The organism is Streptomyces enissocaesilis (assembly GCF_039533765.1).
Classification (GTDB): domain Bacteria; phylum Actinomycetota; class Actinomycetes; order Streptomycetales; family Streptomycetaceae; genus Streptomyces; species Streptomyces enissocaesilis.
Genome location: NZ_BAAAUD010000034.1, coordinates 31,249 through 53,419 on the forward strand (window position 1 = coordinate 31,249; position 22,171 = coordinate 53,419).

The window sequence follows — 22,171 nt, forward strand, 5'->3', positions numbered from 1 at the left end:
CCGTGCGCCGCCCCGTCACCGCCGATCCGCGGCTCATTCACGAAGCGGTCGCCGGACGGGCGCGGTTGCACCCGTCCGCCGTCGCGGTCGTCCACCGGGGCGAGCGCCTCGACTACGCCGCGCTCGACGCCACCGCGGAGCTCTACGCCCGTTCCCTGCGTGCGGCGGGTGTGGGACCCGGCGCCACTGTGCCCGTCCTGCTCCCTCGCTCCGCCCGGCTGGTGGCCGTCCTGCTCGCCGTGCTCAAGTGCGGTGCCGCGTACGCCGCCCTGGACCACCGGTGGCCGCCGGAACGCATCAACCGCATCACCGCCGTGCTGCGGTCCCCGGTCATGGCGGCCGAGACGGGAGCACCGGGGAACCTGCCCGGCTGGACCGTTCCCGAGGAGTCGCCCGCGCCGACCGGGCGGCGCCGCGGGACCACGCCATCGGCCGGCCCGCCCCTGCCGGCCGGATCCTCCCGGGCCGCCACCGTCTTCTTCACGTCCGGCAGTTCCGGCGACCCCAAGAAGGTCCTCTCCCCGCACCGTGCGACCACTCGCCTCTTCCGGGGAGCCGGATGGGCGGACTTCGGGCCCGGCCGGGTGGTGCTCCAGGCCGCGCCCGTCTCCTGGGACGCCTTCAGCCTGGAGCTCTGGGGCCCGCTGACCACAGGCGGCACCACGGTCATCGCCGACACGGACTACCTCCTCCCCGACACCCTCGCCGAACTCGTCGCCGCCGCCGGGGTGGACACGGTCTGGCTGACCTCCTCGCTGTTCAACCTCCTCGTCGACGAGGAGGATCCGCGCAGACCCTGCTTCACCGGTCTGCGCCAGGTCCTGACCGGCGGTGAACGGCTCTCGCCCGACCACGTGGCCCGTTTCCTGGCCCGGTATCCGGAGATCACCCTGATCAACGGGTACGGGCCGGTGGAGAACTGCGTGTTCGCCACCACGCACCGGGTCACCCCGGCGGACTGCGCCGCCCCGGGAGGCATCCCCATAGGCCTCCCGGTCCCCGGCACCTCGGTGCACGTCCTGGCCGGCGACCAGGCCCTCCCCCCGGGCACCGTGGGCGAGATATGCCTGGCCGGTGAGGGGCTGGCAGCCGGCTACCTCGGTGACGCCGACGCCACGGCGGCCGCCTTCCCCACCATCGTCCTCGACGGGGCACCGGTGCGCGTGTACCGGACGGGAGACCTGGGCCTGCTGGACCCCGGTGGCGTCCTGCACTTCCGCGGCCGCACCGACCTCCAGGTCAAGATCTCCGGACACCGCGTCGAACCGGGCGAGATCGAGAGCGCCGCCCGCCGTCTCCCCGGTGTCCGGGAAGCCGCCGTGGTGGCCGTTCCCGCTCCGGGCGGCGGACACGACCGGCTCGCCATGTTCTACACCGCGGACGCCCCCACCGCCCCCGCTCCTCCGTCGGTACGCCGCGCCCTTGCCGACCGGCTGCCCCGCTACCTCGTGCCGCACAGCGTCCACCGGCGTGCGGTCCTGCCGATCACGGCCACCGGCAAGCTCGACCGCGGCAGCCTGCTCGCCTCCCTGGGCCCCGTCCCGCCGCCTATCCGGAAGGCCCCCTCCCGTTGACACCCGCCCCGGATCCGGCCGGCGTGCCGGCCCCCGACTACCCGATGTCGTTCGAGCAGGAGTCGATCTGGCTCAACGACCAGTTCCAGGACGGTCCGTCCCGATACGTCGAATCCTGGGCCTACCGGTTGCGCGGTGCCCGCGTCGACCCCGCTGCCGTCCAGCGGGCCCTCACCGGGATCGTGACCCGGCACGAGGCCCTGCGCAGCCGCCTGGCCCTCGTCGGCGGCGAGCCGCGCCAGACGGTGCTGCCGCCGCCGGCCCGGGTGGACCTGGACATCCGCTGGGTGGACCCGCCGGAGCTGGACGCCGCCGCGGTGGCGGCGGCCCGGCCGGCGCCCCCGGACCACGGCCCGCTGCCGCGGGCCACCCTGCTGCGACTCGCCGAGGACGACGCCGTCCTCGTGGTGGCGCTCCACCACGCGGTGATCGACGGCTGGTGCTTCAGCCTGCTGGACACCGAGTTCAGCGCCCACTACCGTGCCGCGCTGGACGGGACGGATCCCGGCCTGCCGGACCTTCCGCTGCAGTTCGGCCCGTACGCCCTGGAGCAGCGCCGGACGTACGGCGAGACCCGCGCGGACTGCCTGGCGTACTGGCGGGAGGCCCTGCGCGGCGCCCCGCCGGAGTCCTCCCTCCCCGCGGACCGGCCCCGGCCCCCGGTGCTCGGCACGGCCGGTGACCGGATCGAGTTCACGCTGGACGCCGCGATCGGGGCCGGGGTCCGCGACCTCGCCCGCAGGACGCGGAGCACTTCGTTCACGGTCCTGGCCGCGGCACTGACCGCGCTGGTCTCCCGGCTCTCCGGGCAGGACGACGTGGTGCTCGGCACCCCCGTCTCCCGCCGGGACGAGAAGGCGCTCGAACCGATGATCGCCTGTCTGACCGACGTCCTGCCGCTGCGTCTGCGGGTACCGGCCGGCCTCTCCTTCGCCGGGCTGGTCACCCGGGCCATGGACCAGGTGTGGGGCGCGGTGCGGCACCGCGGCACCCCCTACTCCCATCTGGTCCGCGAGCTGGGTACGGAGCGCACGCCGAGCCGCTTTCCGCTCTTCCAGGTGGTCTTCGGGCTCGACGACGCCCCGGAGCCCGCGCTGGACCTCCCCGGGATCACCGCCGAGCGGCTGTACCTCCACCCGGGCACCGCCAAGTACGACGTCTTCCTGCACCTGGTGTCCGAGCGGGGCGGGTTCCGCGGATTCCTGGAGTTCTCCACCGACCTGTTCGACCGCGCCACCGCCCGGCGCCTGGCGGAGCGGCTGCGGACCCTGCTGTCCGATGCCCTGGCCCGCCCCGACCAGCCGGTCCAGGAGCTGGACGTACTGCCCGCCGACGAGCGCCGGCTGCTCCTCGGCACCTGGTCGCGGGGGCCGTCCCCGACCGGGCCGCGGCCGTTCGCGCACGAGTCCTTCGCCGCGCAGGCCGCCCGCACGCCCGGCGCGCGGGCGGTGGTGCACGGGGACCGGGTCCTCACCTACGCCGAGTTGGACCGGGCGGCGGAGACGGTGGCGGGGCACCTGGTGGCGCGGGGCACGCCCGGGGCTCCGGTGGGCGTCTGCCTCCCGCGCTGCCCGGAGCTGGCGGTCGCGATGCTGGGCGTGCTCAAGGCGGGCAGCGCTTGTCTGCCCCTCGACCCCGCCCTCCCCGCCGACCGGATCGCCGGCATGGCGGCCGACAGCGGCATCCGGGTCGCGCTGGTCCAGCCGGACCTGGCCCGGCTCCTGCCGCCGGGAGTGGAGACGGTGCCGGTGTCCCCGGACGCGCCCCCGGCGGCGCCGACGGCCCCTCTGCCCGTCGTGGCGCCCGAGGACCCGGCCTACCTGATCTACACCTCCGGCTCGACCGGCCGCCCCAAGGGGGTGGTCATGCCGCACCGGTCCCTGGCCAACCTGCTGGCCTGGCAACGAGAACGCTCCCCGGCGGGTCCGGGCACCCGGACGCTCCAGTTCGCGTCGCCCGGCTTCGACGTCGCCTTCCAGGAGCTGTTCAGCACCTGGGCCTCCGGCGGCACCCTCGTCATGACCGACGACGAGGCCCGTCGCGACCCGGCCCGTCTCCTCGACCTGCTGGCGGCCGAGCGGATCGAGCGGGTGTTCCTGCCGTTCGTGGCGCTCCAGCAGCTCGCCGACTACGCCTGCGCCACCGGGCGTTCGGCCGCGACCCTCCGGGAGGTCATCACCGCGGGCGAGCAGCTGCACGCCACACCCGCCCTCCGGGAGTTCTTCCGTTCGCCGGCTCCCCACGCAGTGCTGGAGAACCAGTACGGGCCGTCCGAGACCCACGTGGTCACCGCGGAACGCCTGGGCCCCGACCCGGCCGCCTGGCCCGGACTGCCTCCCATCGGCCGTCCCGTGCCCGGGACCCGGGTCCTGCTGCTGGACGACCGGCAGCGGCTCTGTCCCGTGGGCACGGCCGGGGAGATCTGCGTCGGGGGCCGGGCCGTGGCCGCCGGGTACGTGGGGGACCCGGAACTGACCGCGCGGAAGTTCGTGCCGGACCCCTTCCACCCGTCCGCGGTCCTCTACCGCACCGGCGACCTGGCCCGGTATCTGCCGGACGGGCGGATCCAGTTCCTGGGCCGGCGCGACGAACAGGTCAAGATCCGCGGACACCGGGTGGAGACCGGGGAGGTGGCCGCTGCGGTCCGGGCCGTACCCGGAGTGGCCGACGCCGTGGTGGTGGCCCGGACCGCCGGCCCTCCGGGCGGGACCCGCCTGGTCGCCTACTACCTGCCGGGCGACGGGGCCGCCCCGGAACCGGAGCTGCTGCGCCGCGCGGTGGCGCGGCGGCTCCCGGACCCCATGGTGCCCGCCGTGTGCGTGCCGCTGGAGCGGTTTCCGCTCACGGCAAGCGGCAAGCTGGACCGGGCCGCGCTGCCGCCGCCCGATGCCCCGGGGGCGGAGCCGGACGGCAGGTTCCGGGCACCGAGGACCCCCTCGGAGCGGCGGATCGCGGAAGTGTGGCAGGAACTGCTCGGGGGCGTCCGGGTGGGGGTGCACGACGACTTCTTCGCCCTGGGCGGGCACTCCTTGCTCGCCACCCGCCTGGTGCTGAGGCTCCGTCAGGAGATGGGCGTGGAGATCCCGCTCGGAGCGCTGGCCCTGACCCCGACCGTGGCGGGGCTCGCGGAGTTCGCCGGCTCCACCGAGCGCGACATCCGGGGCGCGGCCTTCGATCCGGGCGCCGACACCGAGCTGCCCGCCGACATCGTTCCGGCCGCCGAAACGATCCGGGTGGCGGCGGATCCCCAGGAGGTGCTGGTGACCGGAGCCACCGGCTTCCTCGGCGCGTTCACCGTCCGCGCCCTGCTCGACCGCACCCGGGCCCGGGTGCACTGCCTGGTGCGCGGCGCGGACCGGGAACGGGCGGTCGCCCGGCTGCGTTCCGCCATGGCGGGCTACGGCATCTGGGACGAGTCCTGCGAACGGAGGATTTCCGTCATCCCCGGTGATCTGGCGGAGACCCGCCTGGGCCTGTCCGGCGCCGCCTTCGACGAACTGGCCCGCAGGGTGGACTCCGTGTACCACGTCGGGGCGGCGGTGAACCTCGTATCCCCGTACGAGCGGCTCAAGGCGGCCACGGTGGACGGCACGGCGTGGATCCTGCGGCTGGCGGCCCGGCACCGCAGTGTGCCGGTGCACCACGTGTCCACCGTGGGGGTGTTCACGGGCCGGGCCGGCCTGCCGGTCGGCCCCGGGCACCCGACCGGTCCGCCCGGCGCCCTGGAGCACGGCTACACCCGGAGCAAGTGGGTCGCCGAACAGCTCGTCGCGGCCGCCCGGGCCCGGTCCCTGCCGGTCACCCTCCACCGGCCGACCCGGATCGCCGGCCACAGCCGCACGGGCGCCTGCCAGACCGGTGACTACCTGTGGCTGATCCTCAAGGGCTGCGTCCAGGCCCAGGCCGCCCCCGCCCGCGTGGACACCGCCTTCGACCTGGTGCCCGTGGACTACGTCGCCGAAGCCGTCGTCGAGCTGTCCCTGCGGTCCGAGGCCGCGGGCCGGACCTTCCACCTGGCCGCCGGACGGCTGTCGAGGCTGGACACCGCGCTGGACCGGCTGCGCGCCCTGGGCCACCGGCTGCCGGGCGTCGACCCGGACGAGTGGTTGCGCCGGATCGGCGAGGACCCGGACAACGCGGCGTTCCCGCTCCTCGGCACGCTGACCGCGGAGCTCACCGGCGGCGGTTCCGAAGGCCGCCTCTCCTTCGACGGCTCCGCCACCGACGCCGCCCTGGCCGGCTCCGGCGTGGTCCGCCCGGAGGACGACGAGAAGCTGTTCGCCCTCTGCGTCGACCACTTCACCCGTATCCGGTGGCTGCCGGAGCCCGGCGGGTAGGGCGGGACCTGCGGCAGGACGATGCCGGACCTCCGCCCCCGCCCGTGGTCCGGGGTGAAGGGAGGACAAGGAGCGGCAGCGGACGTACGGGAAGCCGGTCGGCCCCGCACCTCCAGGGCTGGTCCCCATGCCCATGCGAAGGCCCTTTCCGTTCATCCCCGCAGCCAGCCAGTGACGGGCTGTCTCCGCGGCTCTTTGACGCCCGGCAGACGCTCGTTGACCACTGCCCCAAGACATCGCCGCCGGCCACGCACGATCCCGGTGAGCGGGTCCTCGAAGAGCGTGCGGCCGCGTACGTCGTCGCGCCCTGGCAGCCCTGGTCGCAGGTGGCGACACCACCCTTCCCGAGAGGTTGCACCCCGGGTGAATCAATATGTGTGCCCGCGAGGTGAGAGTTTGACGGGCCAAGTAGTGAGAGTTTTTGCCGCGACGGGCAAAAGGGAATTATGTGGTGTGCGCAGGACGTTCCAGCGTGCTACTGTCGATCTCAGTTGCAGTTGTGGTTCCCAAAACTTCAAGTGCCCCCATGCGGTTCCGGCCGGTGGGAGCGCTTTTGTATTTCCGGTCTTTTTCCGGGCGGGGTAATCATCGCGGCGACACGGTGTTCGCGCAGTGCGGATTCCGATGTACTGCCCCAAAGGAGATATGACATGGCTGCTGGTACCGTGAAGTGGTTCAACGCGGAAAAGGGCTTCGGCTTCATCGAGCAGGACGGTGGCGGCGCCGACGTGTTCGCCCACTACTCGAACATCGCCGCCCAGGGCTTCCGTGAGCTGCTCGAAGGCCAGAAGGTGACCTTCGACATCGCGCAGGGCCAGAAGGGCCCGACGGCCGAGAACATCGTTCCGGCCTGACGCTGACTCCGTAGCTGGGGCCCGCATCCTTCGGGGTGCGGGCCCCAGCTGCGTGCATTTCCCGCTGCGTTTCAGCCCGCGGGACGACGCGGAGGAATCCGCAGCCCCACCACACGCGGTTCCCCATTCGGGGAGGCAGCCGATCCTGAAGAGCTGCACCGCAGTCGACGCCCGGATTCCACGCCCCCACCGCGTCTTTGTCTCAGCACCTGCGCCCGAGTGGATTTCCGCCGGCCGGATGTGCTTTCTCTTGCCATCGGTCCATACTTGTAATTCTTCATGCCGCTCATCACTGCGGGAATTCCTTGACATGTGCCACATCGAGGAAAGGTTCCCCGTGAACCGCACCCGCACGAACGACCGCTCCGTCCGCACCCGTAATGGCGGTGCCGACGCCGGAAAGGGCGGCAGCCGCTTCGGCTCTCCGGCGCCGCGCCGTTCCGGCGGTTACGGCCGTCGGTCCGCCGCCGTCCAGGGTGAGTTCGCGCTCCCCAGGACGCTCCCCCCCGCGCTGCCCGCCGTCGAGGGCTTCGCCGCTCTCGACATGCCCGAGCAGCTACTGGCCGAACTCGGCAGGCAGGGGGTGACCGCACCGTTCCCGATCCAGGGCGCGACGCTGCCGAACTCCCTGGCGGGCCGTGACGTCCTGAGCCGCGGACGCACCGGTTCCGGCAAGACCCTCGCCTTCGGTCTCGCCCTGCTGGCCCGCACCGCTGGACAGCGTGCTGAGCCCCGCCGGCCACTGGGGCTGATCCTCGTACCGACACGTGAGCCGGCGCGGCAGGTGACCGAAGCGCTCACTCCGTACGCCCGCTCCGTCGGGCTGCGGCTGGCCACGGTGGTGGGCGGGATGTCGATCGGCAGGCAGGCCGGCGCGCTGCGAGACGGGGCCGAGGTCGTCGTCGCGACCCCGGGCCGGCTCGAGGACCTCATCGACCGTGGCGACTGCCGGCTGAACCGGGTGGGCATCACGGTGCCGGACGAGGCCGACCAGATGGCTGACATGGGGTTCATGCCGCAGGTCACCGCGCTGCTCGACCAGGTGCGTCCGGAGGGGCGGCGGATGCTGTTCTCCGCCACCTTGGACCGTAACGTCGACCTGCTGGTGCGCCGCTGTCTGACCGACCCCGTCGTGCATTCGGTCGACCCGTCGGCCGGTGCGGTCACGACGATGGAGCACCATGTCCTGCACGTCCAGGGCGCCGACAAGCACGCCGCCACGACCGAGATCGCCGCCCGTGACGGCCGCGTGATCATGTTCCTGGACACCAGGCACGCCGTCGACCGGCTGACCCAGGACCTGTTCAACAACGGGGTGCGGGCCGCCGCGCCGCACGGTGGCAAGTCGCAGCCGCAGCGCACCCGGACGCTGGCGCAGTTCAAGACGGGGCACGTCAGCAGGCTGGCGGCGACCAATGTCGCGGCGCGCGGCATCCACGTCGACAACCTCGACCTGGTCGTCAACGTCGGCCCGGGGGTCGACGAGCAGGGCTGCGCCCCGGGCGTCCTCGTGCTCTCCCGCTGAACCGCCTCACCCCTGCTCGGACCGTTCTCCCCTTCTCCCTGTGAGGCCGTATGCGCTGCGTCATTGCCCGCTTCCCCTTCGAGCTCACCAAGAGCGGCGTGCTGGAATCGATGAAGGGCGTCAAGCCCGAACCGGGCGTCGGCGAATCCGTGATCATCGGCCGGCGCCACTACCCCCTCAAGCAGGTCGGCCAGGTCATCACCCGCCAGGACCGACGTGATTTCAGCGCCGCCGAAGTCCTCCGGGCCATGACTCAGCTCGGCTTCACCTGCCGCACCCTCCCCACGGCCGCACCCGTACGCATCCTCGGCTCGCTCCAGCGAGCTTCCGCGATGCTCGGCACCCCCGTGTCCGTCTGACCGGGGGAACACACACGAGGCGGCACTTGAACAGCGGTGTGGGCCCGACCGGCGTGCCGGTCGGGCCCACACCGCTGTTCAAGTGCCGGCCGCGGTGGTGGCTCAGCGGTCGGAGTAGCTGAAGTCGCCCACGGTCCAGGCGCTGACGTCCTCGATCGCCACGCGGTACATCCCGCCCGTCTCCGGAATCCCCACCGTGCCCTGAAGGATCCGGGCGACATGGAAGTGAAGATGCGTGGGCGGCCCGTCCTTCTCCGCGGGGGTGTCGAAGACGGCGGAGAACCCTCCCAGGAGGTCCGAATCCGTCAGTACGTCCGACACCCTTTGTCTCCACACTGCTTCGGGGGCCAGCCGACCGGTGACGACAGCACCACCGGTGACCACGGTCAGGGACATCTGATTGCTCTGCCCGGATTCCACCAGGGCGGCGACGTCGACGAGCAGCTCGTCAGGTTTCGACATGAGGAAGATTGTATTCACCGGCCGCCCGGCTGCTCGAGCGGTGGCGCGGGCGAGGCGGTCGACCACGGGTGGCCGAAACCCCCGGTGCCGCCGTACCCGGCGGGCTGCGCGGCTGTGGGCCACTCCGAGCGCCGGATCGGAGCTTCGGGGCCGCTCCGACCGCCCACGGAGCCAGTCGAGGTGGATTACCTCCTCTTCGAGCAGGCAGAAATCTGTGCCCGCCAGGGTAGACATTGAGTAGTGGTGTGGTTATGGTTTCTCTCGTAGTCGAGGTCGAGCAAGGCCCGGCAGAGACGAATTGCCGGGCAGCAGTACCCGTAGTGCGCAAGGCGGTGCGGTGGTGGAGTTCCGAAGCCAGGGTTGTCGCAGGACGGTGACGGGACTGACGACTGGACCGGGTGGCCCGCAGTGATCAGGGGCCGCCGTGAGCAGGACCGCAGCTGACACCGTGGCAGTTCGGCAGCTGCGGTTGTCGGTACCAGCAGCGCGGTGATCAGTGGTTCCCCGGTAAAGGCGCCGGCTGCGGGCGCGCGTACCGGGAAGTCCGGCAGCGGGGTCCCAGGCCGGAGCAGACGCAGGACGGGCGACGGGGCCGGCTGCCGGAGAGTGGCGCTGTGCGAGGCCACCAGCAGTTCGCGGTAACAGCAGTACGAGCAACACGCAGTACCCGTTCGGCACGTGATGGGTTCAGAGGGAAGAACGGAGGGCTTCAGCGCCATCAGGATCGCCCGGGCGGCAGGCTTCGGCCCGGGTACCGCAGGACATCGACAGCTAGGTGGTCTCCGGTCACGCATCCGCGATCCCCGCATCCCCCGCCCTCTCCCGGGTGGGCCTGCGGAACCAACAGGCCGGCGCAGCACTGGGGCCGGCAGATGGTGCAGCAGTTCCTTCGGGGCCCTGGTGCCGGTACGGCACCAGGGCCCCTCCACGCGTTCCACAGAGAGGTGAGATGACAGCAGACGATTCCTTCGGCCGTCTCGACGACGACGACTACCCCGCCTACACCATGGGCCGGGCTGCCGAGATGCTCGGCGCCACCCCCCACTTCCTCCGTGCCATCGGCGAGGCCCGGCTGATCACACCGCTCCGCTCGGAGGGCGGCCACCGCCGCTACTCCCGCTACCAGCTGCGCATCGCGGCCCGTGCCCGGGAGCTCGTCGACCGAGGCACCCCCATCGAGGCCGCCTGCCGCATCGTCATCCTCGAAGACCAGCTCGAAGAAGCCCAGCGCCTCAACGCCGAACACCGCCGCGCCGCCGGATCACCCCTTCCCCCGGCCGCGGCATGAGATGAGCGTGCCCGCCGGCATCGGCGGGCGCCGCCCGCGCGGTTCCGGTGCGCTGGGCGTTTCGCTGGGCTGTGCCGGAGGAACCAGGGCGATCGCCTCTGCTTTCTCCACGGAGTGGGAGGCGTTCATCGACTGGAAGGCAGGACTGGGGCTACGGGAACTGTGAAGTGGTTCCACGCGGAGAAGGACTTCGGCTTCATCGCTCAGGCTCGTGCCGGACACCGGCGGGAACCCGCTGTGCACAGGATCGGGTCCGCGCAGCCATGGCTGCGCGGACCCGATCTGTTGAGGTGGAACCGAGACGGGCGCGACCTCGGCCGGAACCTTCCTGAACCCGGTCGCTCCCAAGCGCTGTCCGGGGGCCGGGGCTCGCTCGGTCGCCGCACCGTACAAACTGCCGATGGGCCGGGTCGGTCGCCGCATGCCCTGCGCGGCTGCCTGGAGAAGCAGACGTTCAGGCGCTCGTCCAGGCGTCGAGGAAGGCTTTCCGTCCAGCCGGATCGTCCGACCTGCGGTCTGCGTGCAGGACGCGCCACGCGGTGAGCTCGAAATCCCGGAGCCACAGTTCTCCGATGACCTGTGTCTTGAGGTCGGGAAAATGGTCGGACTCGGCGAGGGCTTGACCGATCACCTCCCCGGCCGCCACGCGCTGGGGCGGGGTCATCTCATCGACGGCCGAGAGGATCTGCCGGGCCAGGGGAGTTCCTTCTCCTGCCAGGGAACGCAGCACCAGAGCCTTGATGTTGACGGGCAGCAGGTACGCGGTGCCCGAAGACCTCCACAGGTCCGACCAGAAGCGTTCACCTGACGTGGTGGGCGCGGGCAGCGCGGCCAGCAGCCCGAGGAGATGGCCGGTAGCCGCATAGCCGTCGGAGTGGGCAGCTGCGACGACTGCGATGCCGGCGACGCGCTCCACATCGAGAGGGCCGGCTTCGAGACGCGAAGCCAGGCCAAATTGGTGTTCCAGCTGGTCTGCGAGGCGGGCGGATACGTGGGGGTGGACCTCAGGAAGCATCGGTGATCCTTGTGCGTAGGCGAGCGGAGATGCCCGTTCGGAAGCCCTGATCGTTCCCATGACCAGCCGATCTACTCGGCTTCGGCAGGCCCAATCGGCGCCGGTGCCAACGGAGCTGGAGTTCACGCGGTGGTGAACCAGCCCATGCCCGGAGACGTGGGCCCGGGGGTTCGGGTCCGGCCTCCGGTCGTGCTGCCCGGGTGACGTCCCCTGGCAGGACCGCCTGGTTGCCCGCGACGTCGCTGAAGTCCGAGGGGGGCGGGAAGCGGTGTCCCGCGACGTCGCTGAAGCCGGATGTGGTCATATCGCCCCAGCGCGGGGAGAACGCCGTGAAGACGGGCTGCCCTGCGGATCACGGAGTGGCGACGCGGGGGCGAAGGCCCACCCGGTTGCCGCCCTGGTGGAGCGGGCGGCCGGCCTGGCCGGACCGATCAGGCCCAGGCCGCGTGGCCGGCTTCGGGCCGGAATGGCCCCTGTCGCTCTGCTCGCAGCCGTCGTGCCCATCTGTTCGGCCCGTACTCCGCGGGCGGTCCTGACCTGAGCCGTGTGTCCGGCCACCGCCTGGCTGGTGTTCGCAAGGAGCGCCACCCACCACCGCGGCGCCTGCGCCTCCCCGGCCGTGCTCCTCCTCCCGCCGGACCAGTGGTCCGTGCTGCTGTGGACCGTGTGGGCGGGTGCGTCGGCCGGCCTCGCCTTCCGGGTCCTGTGGGCCGCAGCTCCGTGCCGGCTGTGCCCCCGTGTCACCTGGCTTCGGGGTGGGCACGGCGGTGGCCAGGGGCCGGCCGAAGCCGGCTACCGCAGCAGCGCTCAGGTCAGTGTTCAGGAGTGGTCCGCCCCGTCCGTGACGGTGCGGAGGCGTCGGCGAGAGCGGCGCCGGTGTCGGCGTCCCGGCGGGAGTGGCCGATGCCGTGCCAGTCCAGGCACATGACGGTCGCGTCGTCCTGCAGGTGGCCGTCGTTGGCATCGACGATTGCCGCGATGAGGGTGCGGGCGGCCTCGCGGGGATGCAGCTCGCGGGTGCGGACGATCAGGTCCGACAGGTCGAGGCTGTTGGCGTTGCGCTCGAGCATGCCGTCGGTGAGCATCACCAGCCGGTCACCCGGCTGCAGGCCCAGCGACTGGACCCGGTAGGTGTGGGGGATCTGGAAGCCGAACGGCAGATCGATTTCTGGAACGATCTCCTGCACCTGTCCGTCCCGCATGCGCAGTGGCCAGGGGTGTCCGGCGTTGACGAACTCGGCCGTGCCGTCGATCAGACTGATGCGCAGGAGCTGGCCGGTGACGTAGCCCTGGCGGCCGTGATCCTGCATGGCCTGGTCGGCCTGGCGGGCCTGTTCGGCGAGGCCCGCACCGGCTCGCCGTGCCCGGCGCAGGGCGCCCACCAGGAGGGTGGCCAGCAGCGCGGCGTCGACATCGTGGCCCACGGCGTCGGTGACGGAGAGCTGCACGGTGTCCCGGTCGATGACGTAGTCGAAGGTGTCGCCCCCGACGTGGTCGGCCGGCTCCAGCGCCCCGGCCACCGCGAACTGGGCGGCCTCGCACGCCAGCGACGCCGGAAGCAACCGGTGCTGGATCTCCGCGGCCAGGCTCAGCGGTTTGGTCCGGCGGCTCCACTGGTAGACGTCGGTGAAGGACCGGTTCGCGATGACGATGTACGCCAGGGCGTGCGCGGTCTCCCCGATCTCCCTCATCACCTCCGCATCCGGCACCGCGGGCAGAAACAGTTCCAGGAGCCCGATGGCGTCCCCGCGGTTGGTCACCGGGGCGACGATCCTCACCAGGGCGCCCTCGCCCTTGTCCTCCACCTTCGGCCGCTGGGTGCGGATCACGTCGTCGTACAGGGTGCCCCGCAGCGTGATGCGCCGGGCGGGTTCATCGGTATCGACGCTGCCCGCCGCCCCCAGCCGTACGACCGAGCCGCCGGTGAAGTCAGTGATGAGGAACGACACCGACGCGGCCCCGAGACGCTCCTTGAGCATGCATGCGACAACGTCGAGCGACTCCACGGGCGCCGCGGTCTCGGCTGCCGCGAGTGCCCCCGCCAAGGTCATCGCCCTGCCCCGGCCGCCCCCGTTCCCGGGAGCACGAGTGGTCGGCTCACCCTCCCCGTCAGGCCCGCATACGGTCACGGTGACTCCTCGCTCGCTGGTGCTCAGGGCTCCGTCCCAGGTGTACGAGGGACCGGCGTCAAGCCCGGTGCCGGGCAGAAGCCATTGCACCACAGAGCCCCCGAACGGGTGTCGGCCAACCGCTCGCGAACGGCCCGGCGCCGGCGGGCATGCGGGTGCCTCTTCCGCGGCCTCTCAGGCGTCCGAGGCGCGCGTCGGAGGGTCTGTGTCCGGCAGCGGAAGCCTGGGGGAGTCCTCCGGGCGCGACATGGCACAGGTCGTGAGGGCTGTCCAGAGGTGTCCACCAGGCAACCGTTCATCGCTGCGCGAGGTTGATCCGTCTCCCGTCTTCTTCCAGGTGCGCGCCACCGGCACGCAGGCGCCTTCGTGATCGAACCTTCTCGCCGCATCATGTAGGCATGATCACTGTTCATCTGACGTATGAGATCGACGCCGACAAGCTGGAGGACTTCGAGGAGTACGGCCGCCGCTGGGTCGGGCTCGTCAACCGTTTCGGCGGGACGCACCACGGCTACTTCCTGCCGAGTGAGGGCGACAGCGACATCGCCTACGCCCTCTTCTCCTTTTCCGGTCTCGCTGCGTACGAGCAGTACCGGACGGACAGCATGTCTGATCCGGAGTGCCAGGAGGCGTTCGAACTGGCTCGTCGCACGCGCTGCATCAAGCGGTACGAACGCCGCTTTCTCCGGCCGCTCGACGGTGTGTCCCAGCGTGTGGCCGACAGGTGATCACCTGGCCGGTTCGTGGAGCCGGCGGGCCGGGGTCTTCGACCAGCTGCACCGGACCCTGCTCGCCGAGCTGAACGCGGCCGGTGGACGCCCGGGCCGTCCCCGTGCGCGGGGAAGGGGGAGAGCCAACTGCTCGGCACGAGCGTGGTCCTGCGGGGAAGCGGCCTCGTCTTTGTACGCCGGTGTCGAACTGTGCGTATGAGCGATTCCGTGAAGGGCCCCGCCAGTTACCTTCCATCGGTCGAGCAGAAGTACGGTCGTCCGATCGCAGCGTGGAAGGACCTCATTCGCGCGTCGCCGCTGACCAAGCACATGGAACTGGTGGCCTGGCTCAAGTCCGAGCACGGGCTGGGACACGGCCATGCCGACGCGCTTGTCGCGCACACCCCCGCGGAGGACAGCGGCAAGTGAGTAGTCGTCATCCGGTACGGCAGGAATCCTGACGCGGCCGGTGCGCCGGTGGGTTCCCTGCGCGCCGGCGCGCCGGCGCAACGCCGGGGGAGTTTTTCAGCTCGTCGTTCGACCCCACGTCTGAACCGGCGACGACTCGGGCCGCAGTGCTGGTGAGCAGGTCGGTCGGGCGAACTCGGACCACTCATCGCGCCGGGCTGTCGGACAACCGTAGAGCCCATCGCGGAAGCGCGACGTTTCCGCGCACGTTTCCCGCCGGACCCCGGTTTGCAGAGGGTTCTCTCCGCGCTGCCCTGCCCAGCCTTGGACGGGGGAGCAGCCATGGTGAGGCTTCGATGCCGTGACGGGCTTACGCCGGAACCCCCGGCCATGGAGTGCACCGCCACCCGTCACCTGCTCCCACGCATGCGGATGCGGACGTGAGAACTCGTTTTCCCGGGCCCGTGAGACGAATCGGGGGGCATGCTCATCCGGCGCGGAGCCTTCAACGCATGCTGTGGCGGTGGAGGTTCTCGGTCAGCATCATCGTGGCATCGCCGACACCGATGCTGCCACCGTCCTCCGCGGCGGGCAGACGCCCGTCGGCGGATTTCAGTCCGGTCATCGCCTCTTCCATCGCGCGGTGCGCGGCGAACAGGCACGGCGTGCTGTAGACCGCCACGTCGACCCCGAGCGCGGCCAGTTCGGTGAGGGACAGGCGCGGTGACTTGCCGCCCGCGATCTGGTTGAAGAGCAGCGGTTTGCCGCCGACGACGCCACGGATCCGGCGGATCGCCTCGACGCTGCGCACCCCGTCGACCAGCACCACGTCCGCGTCGGTCGCCGCCAGGGCTTTGGCGCGGATCAGGATGTCCCCCTCGTCGGTGGCATCGGTCCGCGCCACGACCAGCAGGTCGGTCCGGCTCGCCAGTACCTGGTCGAGCTTCTCGAGGTACTCGTCGAGCGGCAGTACCTGCTTTCCGTCGGCGTGGCCGCAGCGGCGCGGGCGCTTCTGGTCCTCCAGCACCACCCCCGAGAGGCCCGCCCGCTCCAGGCGCCGCACCACGTGGCAGGCCAGTTCGGGGTCACCGTAACCGTCGTCGATGTCCACGAGCAGGTGGTGCCGCGGGAACGCGCCGCGCAGGCGTTCCGCGAACGCCACCATGTCCGGCCAGGCGATGAACCCGATGTCGGGAAGCCCGTAGTGCGAGGCGGCGAAGCCGAAACCGGACACGAAGAGACCGTCGTAGTGCCGGGCCGCCAGGGACGCGGAGTACATGTCGTGCACACCGATGAGGGGAGTGGTCCCGGCGGAGGCGATCCGGTCGCGCAAGGCTTTTCCGTACAGCATGGCTGGTTCCTGACAGTCGCGGGGGAGACCCGGGGGCGGGCGTACGTCGATCACGCGGGCTGATCAACGCCGGGTACGCACGCCGGTTGCGGCAGATCACCCCAAAGGTGCCCCGGCACCACTCCTGCTTCTCCTGGCCCGGCCCCGCCGACGGCTGGGGCCGGCCGCTCCGCTAGCCGTCGAGGTCGTTCGCTCCCGGATCGATCACCTCGTCCAGCACCTTCCGCACCGCCTCGTACGCGGCGGCGAAGACCTCTGCCGCCGGAGCATCCCGGGGGCCGCTCTTCCCGCCGGCGTCCGACCGGGCCCGCCAGTGCTGCTCCTGCTGCCCGGCCCAGTCACGAGCCCTGCGCACACGGCGCAGGATTTCATCCGCGTCCACGACATCGGTCATGAGCGGAACCTACCCGCCCAGCCTCCTCCCAGCACCGATGTTCTTCGGCCACCCGGGCGGACGCGCGGGTGACACCCGTTCGGGGGCATGCCGGAGGCGGCGCGGGCACTTACGGGTACTCGACCGGGCATGCCCCCGAAACCCGGTGCGCCGCACGACGGCCGCCCCGCGCAGCACGGCCACTGGCTCCCGCGACTCCAACAGCGGCTGCGGGCCTCGGCCCTCGCGCTCACCTGGGACCGTGGGCGCGAGGTGGAGCTCATGCACCGTGCCATGGGTTTCGCGGCGCTGAGTTTCCTCACTCTGGTGCCGCTGCTGATCGTCGTCGCCGCGGCCGACCTCGCGAGCGGTCGCGGCTTCGCCCGGTGGCTCGTGGCGGGGCTCGGCGTGTCCGAGAGGTCCCAGGAAGAGGTCACGCAACTGTTCGGCCGGCCGGGCCAGGCGCTGCAGCAGACAACGGCGCTCGGTCTCGCCGCACTGGCCGCTTTCGGGGTGACGTTCGGATCCGCTGTGCAGACCGGGTACGAGCGCGTGTGGGATCTGCCGACGGCGCGATGGCACACGATGTGGCGCCATGTCGTCTGGCTGGCCGTGCTGGTGGCCGCCCTGCTGCTCTTCGTCAAGGCGCCCGCCCCCGACGAGTCGCCCGCCGTCGCGACGGTACTGGTCGCCGGCGGTGACCTCATCGGCTTGTTCGTCTTCTTCTGGTGGTCGCAGCGATTCCTGCTCTGCGGCCGGATCCGCTGGCGCGCGCTCGCGCCGGGGGCCGTGACGACGGCAGTGGGGCTGCTGGGGCTGCGGATCTTCAGCCAGTTCGTCTTCTCACCGCTGATCGCGTCGAACGCGGTGACGTACGGCCCGATCGGGACCGTGCTGGTCCTGCAGTCCTGGCTGGTGGGGGTGGGATTCGTCGTGTACGGCGGGGCGATGGTCGGGCGGCTGGTCCACGAGTGGCGAGTACGGCGTACGTCGGCCCCGGGGCCGGGAGGGCCGGACTGATGGCCCGTACCTCGCGTATCTCGCGTACCTGGCGCGCCTCCTGTGCGAGGCACACGGTGAGGTGACCCGCCTGCGAGCCGCCCGGCCGGCCTCCCGGCCCATGGCGGTGGGCGGGAAACCGGACCGGGCCGGACCACCGGCCGGAGCGCCGCCCGTCAGCCGGACGCCCGCGCCACGACGGCCGACAGGACCCGGGGCAGGGCCCGCCAGTCGGCGGAGACGACACTCGCGTGCCGTCCGGCCAGCAGGGAAAGACGCGCGAGCGCCTCGGCCTCGGTCGGGTTCGTACCGTCGATCGCCGGGGGCACCCTGTGGGCGTCCGTCATGACCAGGAGGTACCGGTTGCGGGCGTACCAGCCCGTGTCCGTGCCACCGCCGGCGTACATGGCGGCGTCGCCGTCGAAGACCACGAACCAGGGACGGACGGTCGCGTCCGCGTAGCGCGTTCGCGGGTCGCCGCCCTCGGCTCCGTGCACGGCGGGGAAGGCGGACGCCTCCCGGAGCCGGCCGGCCGCCGCCAGGTCGCGAAGGTGGCCGGCGTACTCGCGGTCGGTCCACAGGGTGTCGGCGGGGTTGTCTTCCTCGACCGTTCCCGGGATGAGCTCCACGACGAACCGGCCCGCGAGCGCGGAGCGCGCGGGCCAGCCGTCGGCGCGTACGGCGGCGTCGAGCGTGCCGTGCCCGCCGGCCAGGTCCGCCGGCCGGTAGAGCGCGTCGCCGAGCTTCTCGGTGAGCAGGGCGTCGAACTGGGCGGGACCGCGCCCGTTCCTGCCCAGGAAGCCGTCCTTGAGCTCGACCTTCAGCACGACCGGCCGGTGGCCCGGGTGCGCGTCGTGCCACGCTCTGATGTCCGCGAGGCAGCCGCCCAGATTCTGATTGCGGGGCTTGGCACGCAGCTCGTTCGCGTTCGCCGCGTTCACGCAGTTGTTGTCGTTGCCGACGGGGTTGCTGTGCGAGACCCGCCAGGAGCTGCCGAAGGCGTTGGTCCACACGTCCAGCTCCAGCATGGCGGCGCCGGAGTCCAGTGCGTCGGCGAAGTACGGGAAGGCGTTCTTCTCGTACGCGTTGTGCACGCCGACGCCCGTGGTGGCGGAGTAGGCCGGCTGAGGACCGGCCGCCACGGCGTCGGCCGGGGTCGCGCCCACGCCGAGGAGTGCCATGGCCAGAGCCGTCGCCGATCGACGCCATATCGCTTTCATGTGTCCTGCCTTCGTGGAAGTCGGTGGGGCAACTGCGCGGCAAGATACGGGAGTTGCCCGAACAGCAGGAGTCCTCGAGCCGACTTCTGCGCCGCCTGCGCCGAACATCCGCGACTCGGCGCACCACCGCGTTGGACACCGGGCGCGGGCGCCATGGATCGTCGAGCGGCACAACAGGCGCGGCACAACAGGCGTGGGACAGCGCCCGCACGTGGGGCAGGGACGACACGACCGGCGAGGGCGGGGAGCAGGCACGGGCGCGGGCGGTGGTCGGAACGCTGAAGGCGCTGGCGCAGCAGCGGCCCGACGCCGTCACACTGCTCGACGGCTTCCCGGACGCCGCACTCGACACGTGGCCGGCTCCGGTACCCGAAGCGGTACGCGTCGTCCTGCGCGAGACCGGCGGCCTGGAGGCCGACGGCATCCCGTACGCATTCGGCCCGCGCGGCACCCCCCACGGCCGCCGGCCCTTCGCGGACGGCCACTGGACGCTGGGTGAACCGCACTGGGGCCAGGGCTCGCTCACCGTCGGTCCGGGTGGCGGGTGGCGGGCGGACTGGTCCCGGTCGCGGCCGTCCGGGCGTACGACGAACCGGAAGCCACCGTCGAGGCCGCGACGTTCACCGGCCGGCTCCTCGCCCTCGCCGAACGGCTCGCCGACGCTGGCACGGTGGAGGAACGGCCCCTGCCCACGGTCTTCGTCGAGTCCGTCCGTCGGTCGAGACCGCCGAGAGCGAGGAGACGGACGCCGAGCCGGCGGCACTGGTCGGCCGGGGTGATTCGCTCACCGACGTGGTCGGCCTGGGCTCGCTTCCCGCCCACCCGTGCGGCGCCGGTTGGCAGCCGTACCACTCGGCCGACCGCAACACCGCCGACACCGGCAGTAGCGAAGTCGAGTTCCGGCTGGCCGGAGACGGCAGAGCGCTACTCATCCGCTCCGTGGCCAGCGGCGACTTCCTGCGCGAAGGAGTCCGGCGGCACCGGGAGCCCGACGACGCCGCCGGACGCGCCGTGGCCGAGCTGCGCGCGCCGGCCGCCGAACTCCCCGGGCTCGTCACCCTCCACGACGGCTGCACCGACCCGGAGATGGACGCCTGGCCGGTGTCCGTCCCCGCCGGCATCCGCGCCGTACTGCGGGAGACCGGCGGCGTACGCATGGCCGGCCTGCCCGAGCTGTTGCTGCTGCCCGGCACGCCCGAGCACACCGTCGGCCCCGAGGTGCACCGCATGATGGGCGGCGACGGCACGTACTGGCCCGTCGCCCGGGTCGTGTACGGCCGTCACACCGCCCTCGCGCAGATCCGCGTCGAGCCGGACACCGGTGAGTGGGGTTGCCGCCGTGCCGTCAGTGACCGCCTCGGGCTTCCTCGTTCACACGCCGTCGTCCTTGTTCCCGCCCGGTCCGGCCGTTCGCGGCGACGCGCGCTGCAAGCGCTCGATCATCCGCGACGCCTCGGCCTTCGTGAGGTTCTGCGGAACGTCCTCGTGCGCCTCGCGGGCCAGGGTGCGCAGGTAGCTCAGCTGCGCACCGGTGGCCGGCTCGTCACCGGTCACCCACTCCTCGACGTCCTTCTCCGGATCCTGTTCGCTCATGTCCGGTCCCCTACCCGGCATCCCCTGCCGGGCTCCCGCCCCGGGCAGCTCCTGCTCCGTACGGCGCAACGCGGATGACCCGTTCGGCGCAGGCCTGCCGCCGGGCAACCGGCCGGCCTGATGACGGAGCAGCCGACGGAACCTTCGGCGAAAGCGAAAGTGAAAGCGCCCGCAACGGAACTCCCGGTGCCGCCTGCCGCGGCGGGCGGAGGCAGGCGGCTTCAGGGGGGTTCTCTTCGCGCAGCAGCCGGCTGCTCCGCGACCACGACGCACAGCACAGGCCGGCGGATTACGCCGTGGACGCCTGCCATTCGGCCGCGTAGTCGTTGAAGATCGCTCGCAGATGGTGGCCGATCTTCAGGTAGTCGAGGTCGTCCAGGTTGGCGAGCGAGACGCGGACCGACCACTCGGGGCCGTCGAACCCGCCACCGTTGAGGAGGACCACATGGGTCTGTTCGGCCAGGCGGAAGAGAGCGTCGACGGGTTCGTACTCCTTCTTCAGGAAGGCCGCGAAGTCCTTGCCGTGCACCCGCTCGGCCTCGGCCAGCAGGTCGAGTTCGACGTAGTAGGCCGCGCGCCCGGGGTCGTCCGCGATCCGCATCCGGGCGCCTTCGAGCAGCAGGTCGAGCCGCTGCCGCACGATGGCACGGACCTTGTGCTTGTAAGCCCGGCCCTCGTCCACCATGGCGAAGAGGGAGAACACGACCATCATCACCTGTTGGGGCAGGGAGAGCCCCGCCGTGTGGTTCAGGGCGACCTGACGGGAGTCCGCGACCAGGCGGTCGATGAACCTGATCTTCCCGGGCTCCAGGCTGAGGGTGCCGTACCGCTTGTCGAGGCGGTCCTTCGTCTCCTGCGGGAGCCGGGCGATCATCTCGTCGACGACGTTGTCGTCGTGCAGGCCGATGACACCGAGCCGCCAGCCGGTCGCGCCGTAGTGCTTGGAGTACGAGTAGACGAGCAGGGTGTTGCGGGGCAGGTCCGCGGCGAGGGAGCGGAAGCCCTCGACGAAGGTGCCGTACACGTCGTCGGTGACGATCATCAGGTTCGGGTTCTTCGTCGCGACGATGTCCCTCATCTGGCCCGCGACCCGGTCACTGAGCGCCAGCGACGGCGGATTGGAGGGGTTGACCAGGCAGACGAGTTTGACCGAGGGGTCTTCGAGCTTGGCGACCTCCTCGGCGGGGTAGCGCCACTCGCGCACGCCTGCTTCGGTGAACAGGTCGGCTTTGATCTGCACGACGTCGAACTCGTACGTGTCGAGCTCGGGGATCTCGATGTACGGCGTGAACACGGGGACCATCAGCGCGATCCGGTCGCCCTTCTCCAGCAGCCCGTTCTTCGTCAGCGAGTCGAAGACGTAGCACATCGCCGCCGTGCCGCCCTCGGTCGCGAACAGGCTCAGCCGGTTGTTCCCGGGCGGCCGCCCGTCGAACAGCTCGTCGGCGATGTACGCCCGGACGACCTCCTCGGCGTGCGTCAGCATCCGGTCCGGTACCGGGTAGTTGTCCGCGGTGACGGAGTCCGTGAGCTCGTGGACGAAGGCGTCCCGGTCGAAGCCGAACCGTTCGATCCCGTACCGCACGCACTTGTCCAGCAGCTCGACGCCGGGCAGGCCCGGGTGCTGCCGTACGAAGGCGTCGAAGCGGGCGCCCGCTCCCCGCCTCTCCGGCATGCCGCCCAGGTTGTCCGCCGTCCAGACCCTGCGCGACTCCGACAGGGCGAAGTAACCGAGCGCGTAGAACGCCTCGCGCGGTCCGGTCGCCACCCAGTTGGGGTTGCCGCGGCCGGCGTTGAGCAGCTGGACGCCGGACTTGTCCTTCTGCCCGGGCTTGTCCTCCTGGGTGACCTGGGCGAGCTGGATGAACCTGTCCTTCAGCTCGAAGGGCGAGAGCCGCGCGAGGGACTGGATCTCCTCGCGCGAGAAGCTGGTCTTGGGCATGGGCTTTCCTCTGTGGCTCGTACGCGGGACAC

At 71.6% G+C, this 22,171-nt stretch carries 18 protein-coding genes and 1 pseudogene; 10 read left to right on the plus strand and 9 right to left on the minus strand.

All coding sequences use genetic code 11. The features are described 5' to 3' along the window. The first annotated feature begins 2 nt into the window (after positions 1-2). The 5 genes and pseudogenes from ABD374_RS15330 (at position 3) to ABD374_RS15350 (ending at position 8,649) form a co-directional block, all read left to right on the plus strand. Positions 3-1,574 (plus strand): amino acid adenylation domain-containing protein, encoded by a 1,572-nt coding sequence (locus tag ABD374_RS15330; RefSeq protein WP_344495452.1) that lies wholly within the window; start codon positions 3-5, stop codon positions 1,572-1,574. Further along, the gene (locus tag ABD374_RS15335) at positions 1,571-5,911 is read left to right on the plus strand and encodes a non-ribosomal peptide synthetase (RefSeq protein WP_344495454.1); all 4,341 of its coding nucleotides are present in this window, start codon (positions 1,571-1,573) and stop codon (positions 5,909-5,911) included. The genes ABD374_RS15330 and ABD374_RS15335 overlap by 4 nt, the downstream gene beginning before the upstream one ends. A 650-nt stretch (positions 5,912-6,561) precedes the next feature. Continuing rightward, the gene (locus ABD374_RS15340; protein ID WP_023586116.1) at positions 6,562-6,765 is read left to right on the plus strand and encodes a cold-shock protein; all 204 of its coding nucleotides are present in this window, start codon (positions 6,562-6,564) and stop codon (positions 6,763-6,765) included. 337 nt (positions 6,766-7,102) lie between these two features. Next, positions 7,103-8,254: pseudogene (locus ABD374_RS15345) on the plus strand (DEAD/DEAH box helicase); the annotation flags it as partial. Positions 8,255-8,340: 86 nt separating this feature from the next. Beyond that, positions 8,341-8,649 carry an SCO5918 family protein gene (locus ABD374_RS15350; protein ID WP_344495456.1) on the plus strand — a complete coding sequence of 103 codons (309 nt, stop codon included), beginning with the start codon at positions 8,341-8,343 and terminating at the stop codon, positions 8,647-8,649. Between the two features lie 102 nt (positions 8,650-8,751). Here the strand turns inward: ABD374_RS15350 and ABD374_RS15355 are convergent, their stop codons facing one another. Further along, on the minus strand, positions 8,752-9,111 hold the full coding sequence (locus tag ABD374_RS15355; protein ID WP_344495458.1) for a hypothetical protein: 360 nt from the start codon (positions 9,109-9,111) through the stop codon (positions 8,752-8,754). Positions 9,112-10,060: 949 nt separating this feature from the next. Here ABD374_RS15355 and ABD374_RS15360 point away from each other — a divergent pair. Together ABD374_RS15360 and ABD374_RS15365 are read left to right on the plus strand one after the other, a co-directional pair. Further along, positions 10,061-10,399: a helix-turn-helix domain-containing protein gene (locus ABD374_RS15360; protein ID WP_344495460.1), complete on the plus strand. Its 339-nt coding sequence runs from the start codon at positions 10,061-10,063 to the stop codon at positions 10,397-10,399. 1 nt (position 10,400) lies between these two features. Continuing rightward, positions 10,401-10,565: a hypothetical protein gene (locus ABD374_RS15365; protein ID WP_344495462.1), complete on the plus strand. Its 165-nt coding sequence runs from the start codon at positions 10,401-10,403 to the stop codon at positions 10,563-10,565. Positions 10,566-10,853: 288 nt separating this feature from the next. Here ABD374_RS15365 and ABD374_RS15370 read toward each other — a convergent pair whose 3' ends face one another. Together ABD374_RS15370 and ABD374_RS15375 are read right to left on the minus strand one after the other, a co-directional pair. Next, a complete protein-coding gene (locus ABD374_RS15370; RefSeq protein WP_344495464.1) occupies positions 10,854-11,414 on the minus strand; it encodes a hypothetical protein in 561 nt (186 codons plus the stop codon). An 812-nt stretch (positions 11,415-12,226) separates the two neighbouring features. After that, positions 12,227-13,465, minus strand: coding sequence for a PP2C family protein-serine/threonine phosphatase (locus tag ABD374_RS15375; RefSeq protein WP_344495466.1), 1,239 nt, complete (start codon positions 13,463-13,465; stop codon positions 12,227-12,229). A 476-nt stretch (positions 13,466-13,941) separates the two neighbouring features. On the opposite strand from ABD374_RS15375, the gene ABD374_RS15380 reads away from it, so the two are divergent. Both ABD374_RS15380 and ABD374_RS15385 read left to right on the plus strand, forming a co-directional pair. After that, the gene (locus tag ABD374_RS15380; RefSeq protein WP_344495468.1) at positions 13,942-14,271 is read left to right on the plus strand and encodes an NIPSNAP family protein; all 330 of its coding nucleotides are present in this window, start codon (positions 13,942-13,944) and stop codon (positions 14,269-14,271) included. 198 nt (positions 14,272-14,469) lie between these two features. Next, positions 14,470-14,682: a DUF4287 domain-containing protein gene (locus ABD374_RS15385; RefSeq protein ID WP_344495470.1), complete on the plus strand. Its 213-nt coding sequence runs from the start codon at positions 14,470-14,472 to the stop codon at positions 14,680-14,682. Between the two features lie 484 nt (positions 14,683-15,166). Here ABD374_RS15385 and ABD374_RS15390 read toward each other — a convergent pair whose 3' ends face one another. Together ABD374_RS15390 and ABD374_RS15395 are read right to left on the minus strand one after the other, a co-directional pair. After that, complete coding sequence (locus ABD374_RS15390; protein ID WP_344495472.1) at positions 15,167-16,012, minus strand: isocitrate lyase/PEP mutase family protein; 846 nt, start codon at positions 16,010-16,012, stop codon at positions 15,167-15,169. 172 nt (positions 16,013-16,184) lie between these two features. Then, positions 16,185-16,406 carry a hypothetical protein gene (locus ABD374_RS15395; RefSeq protein ID WP_344495474.1) on the minus strand — a complete coding sequence of 74 codons (222 nt, stop codon included), beginning with the start codon at positions 16,404-16,406 and terminating at the stop codon, positions 16,185-16,187. 129 nt (positions 16,407-16,535) lie between these two features. Here ABD374_RS15395 and ABD374_RS15400 point away from each other — a divergent pair, with 129 nt between their 5' ends. Next, entirely contained in the window at positions 16,536-17,405 is an 870-nt protein-coding gene (locus ABD374_RS15400; RefSeq protein ID WP_344495476.1) for a YhjD/YihY/BrkB family envelope integrity protein, read from the plus strand. 155 nt (positions 17,406-17,560) lie between these two features. Here ABD374_RS15400 and ABD374_RS15405 read toward each other — a convergent pair whose 3' ends face one another. The 4 genes from ABD374_RS15405 to ABD374_RS15420 all read right to left on the minus strand — a co-directional run bounded on the left by ABD374_RS15405 (position 17,561) and on the right by ABD374_RS15420 (position 22,139). Beyond that, on the minus strand, positions 17,561-18,604 hold the full coding sequence (locus ABD374_RS15405; RefSeq protein ID WP_344495478.1) for a phosphatidylinositol-specific phospholipase C domain-containing protein: 1,044 nt from the start codon (positions 18,602-18,604) through the stop codon (positions 17,561-17,563). Positions 18,605-19,528: 924 nt separating this feature from the next. Further along, positions 19,529-19,888 (minus strand): hypothetical protein, encoded by a 360-nt coding sequence (locus ABD374_RS15410; RefSeq protein WP_344495479.1) that lies wholly within the window; start codon positions 19,886-19,888, stop codon positions 19,529-19,531. Between the two features lie 87 nt (positions 19,889-19,975). Further along, positions 19,976-20,218 (minus strand): DUF3072 domain-containing protein, encoded by a 243-nt coding sequence (locus ABD374_RS15415; RefSeq protein WP_344495481.1) that lies wholly within the window; start codon positions 20,216-20,218, stop codon positions 19,976-19,978. Positions 20,219-20,486: 268 nt separating this feature from the next. Next, positions 20,487-22,139 carry a bifunctional aspartate transaminase/aspartate 4-decarboxylase gene (locus ABD374_RS15420; protein WP_344495483.1) on the minus strand — a complete coding sequence of 551 codons (1,653 nt, stop codon included), beginning with the start codon at positions 22,137-22,139 and terminating at the stop codon, positions 20,487-20,489. Positions 22,140-22,171: the final 32 nt, after the last annotated feature.

Excerpts from the sequence above, each read along its gene's own strand:
- ABD374_RS15415 (WP_344495481.1), bottom strand. The coding sequence starts at position 20,218 with ATGCCGGGTAGGGGACCGGACATGAGCGAACAGGATCCGGAGAAGGAC.
- ABD374_RS15350 (WP_344495456.1), top strand. The coding sequence starts at position 8,341 with ATGCGCTGCGTCATTGCCCGCTTCCCCTTCGAGCTCACCAAGAGCGGC.
- ABD374_RS15385 (WP_344495470.1), top strand. The coding sequence starts at position 14,470 with ATGAGCGATTCCGTGAAGGGCCCCGCCAGTTACCTTCCATCGGTCGAG.
- ABD374_RS15405 (WP_344495478.1), bottom strand. The coding sequence starts at position 18,604 with ATGAAAGCGATATGGCGTCGATCGGCGACGGCTCTGGCCATGGCACTC.
- ABD374_RS15375 (WP_344495466.1), bottom strand. The coding sequence starts at position 13,465 with ATGACCTTGGCGGGGGCACTCGCGGCAGCCGAGACCGCGGCGCCCGTG.
- ABD374_RS15400 (WP_344495476.1), top strand. The coding sequence starts at position 16,536 with ATGCCCCCGAAACCCGGTGCGCCGCACGACGGCCGCCCCGCGCAGCAC.
- ABD374_RS15365 (WP_344495462.1), top strand. The coding sequence starts at position 10,401 with ATGAGCGTGCCCGCCGGCATCGGCGGGCGCCGCCCGCGCGGTTCCGGT.
- ABD374_RS15395 (WP_344495474.1), bottom strand. The coding sequence starts at position 16,406 with ATGACCGATGTCGTGGACGCGGATGAAATCCTGCGCCGTGTGCGCAGG.
- ABD374_RS15370 (WP_344495464.1), bottom strand. The coding sequence starts at position 11,414 with ATGCTTCCTGAGGTCCACCCCCACGTATCCGCCCGCCTCGCAGACCAG.
- ABD374_RS15355 (WP_344495458.1), bottom strand. The coding sequence starts at position 9,111 with ATGTCGAAACCTGACGAGCTGCTCGTCGACGTCGCCGCCCTGGTGGAA.
- ABD374_RS15340 (WP_023586116.1), top strand. The coding sequence starts at position 6,562 with ATGGCTGCTGGTACCGTGAAGTGGTTCAACGCGGAAAAGGGCTTCGGC.
- ABD374_RS15380 (WP_344495468.1), top strand. The coding sequence starts at position 13,942 with ATGATCACTGTTCATCTGACGTATGAGATCGACGCCGACAAGCTGGAG.
- ABD374_RS15390 (WP_344495472.1), bottom strand. The coding sequence starts at position 16,012 with ATGCTGTACGGAAAAGCCTTGCGCGACCGGATCGCCTCCGCCGGGACC.
- ABD374_RS15420 (WP_344495483.1), bottom strand. The coding sequence starts at position 22,139 with ATGCCCAAGACCAGCTTCTCGCGCGAGGAGATCCAGTCCCTCGCGCGG.
- ABD374_RS15360 (WP_344495460.1), top strand. The coding sequence starts at position 10,061 with ATGACAGCAGACGATTCCTTCGGCCGTCTCGACGACGACGACTACCCC.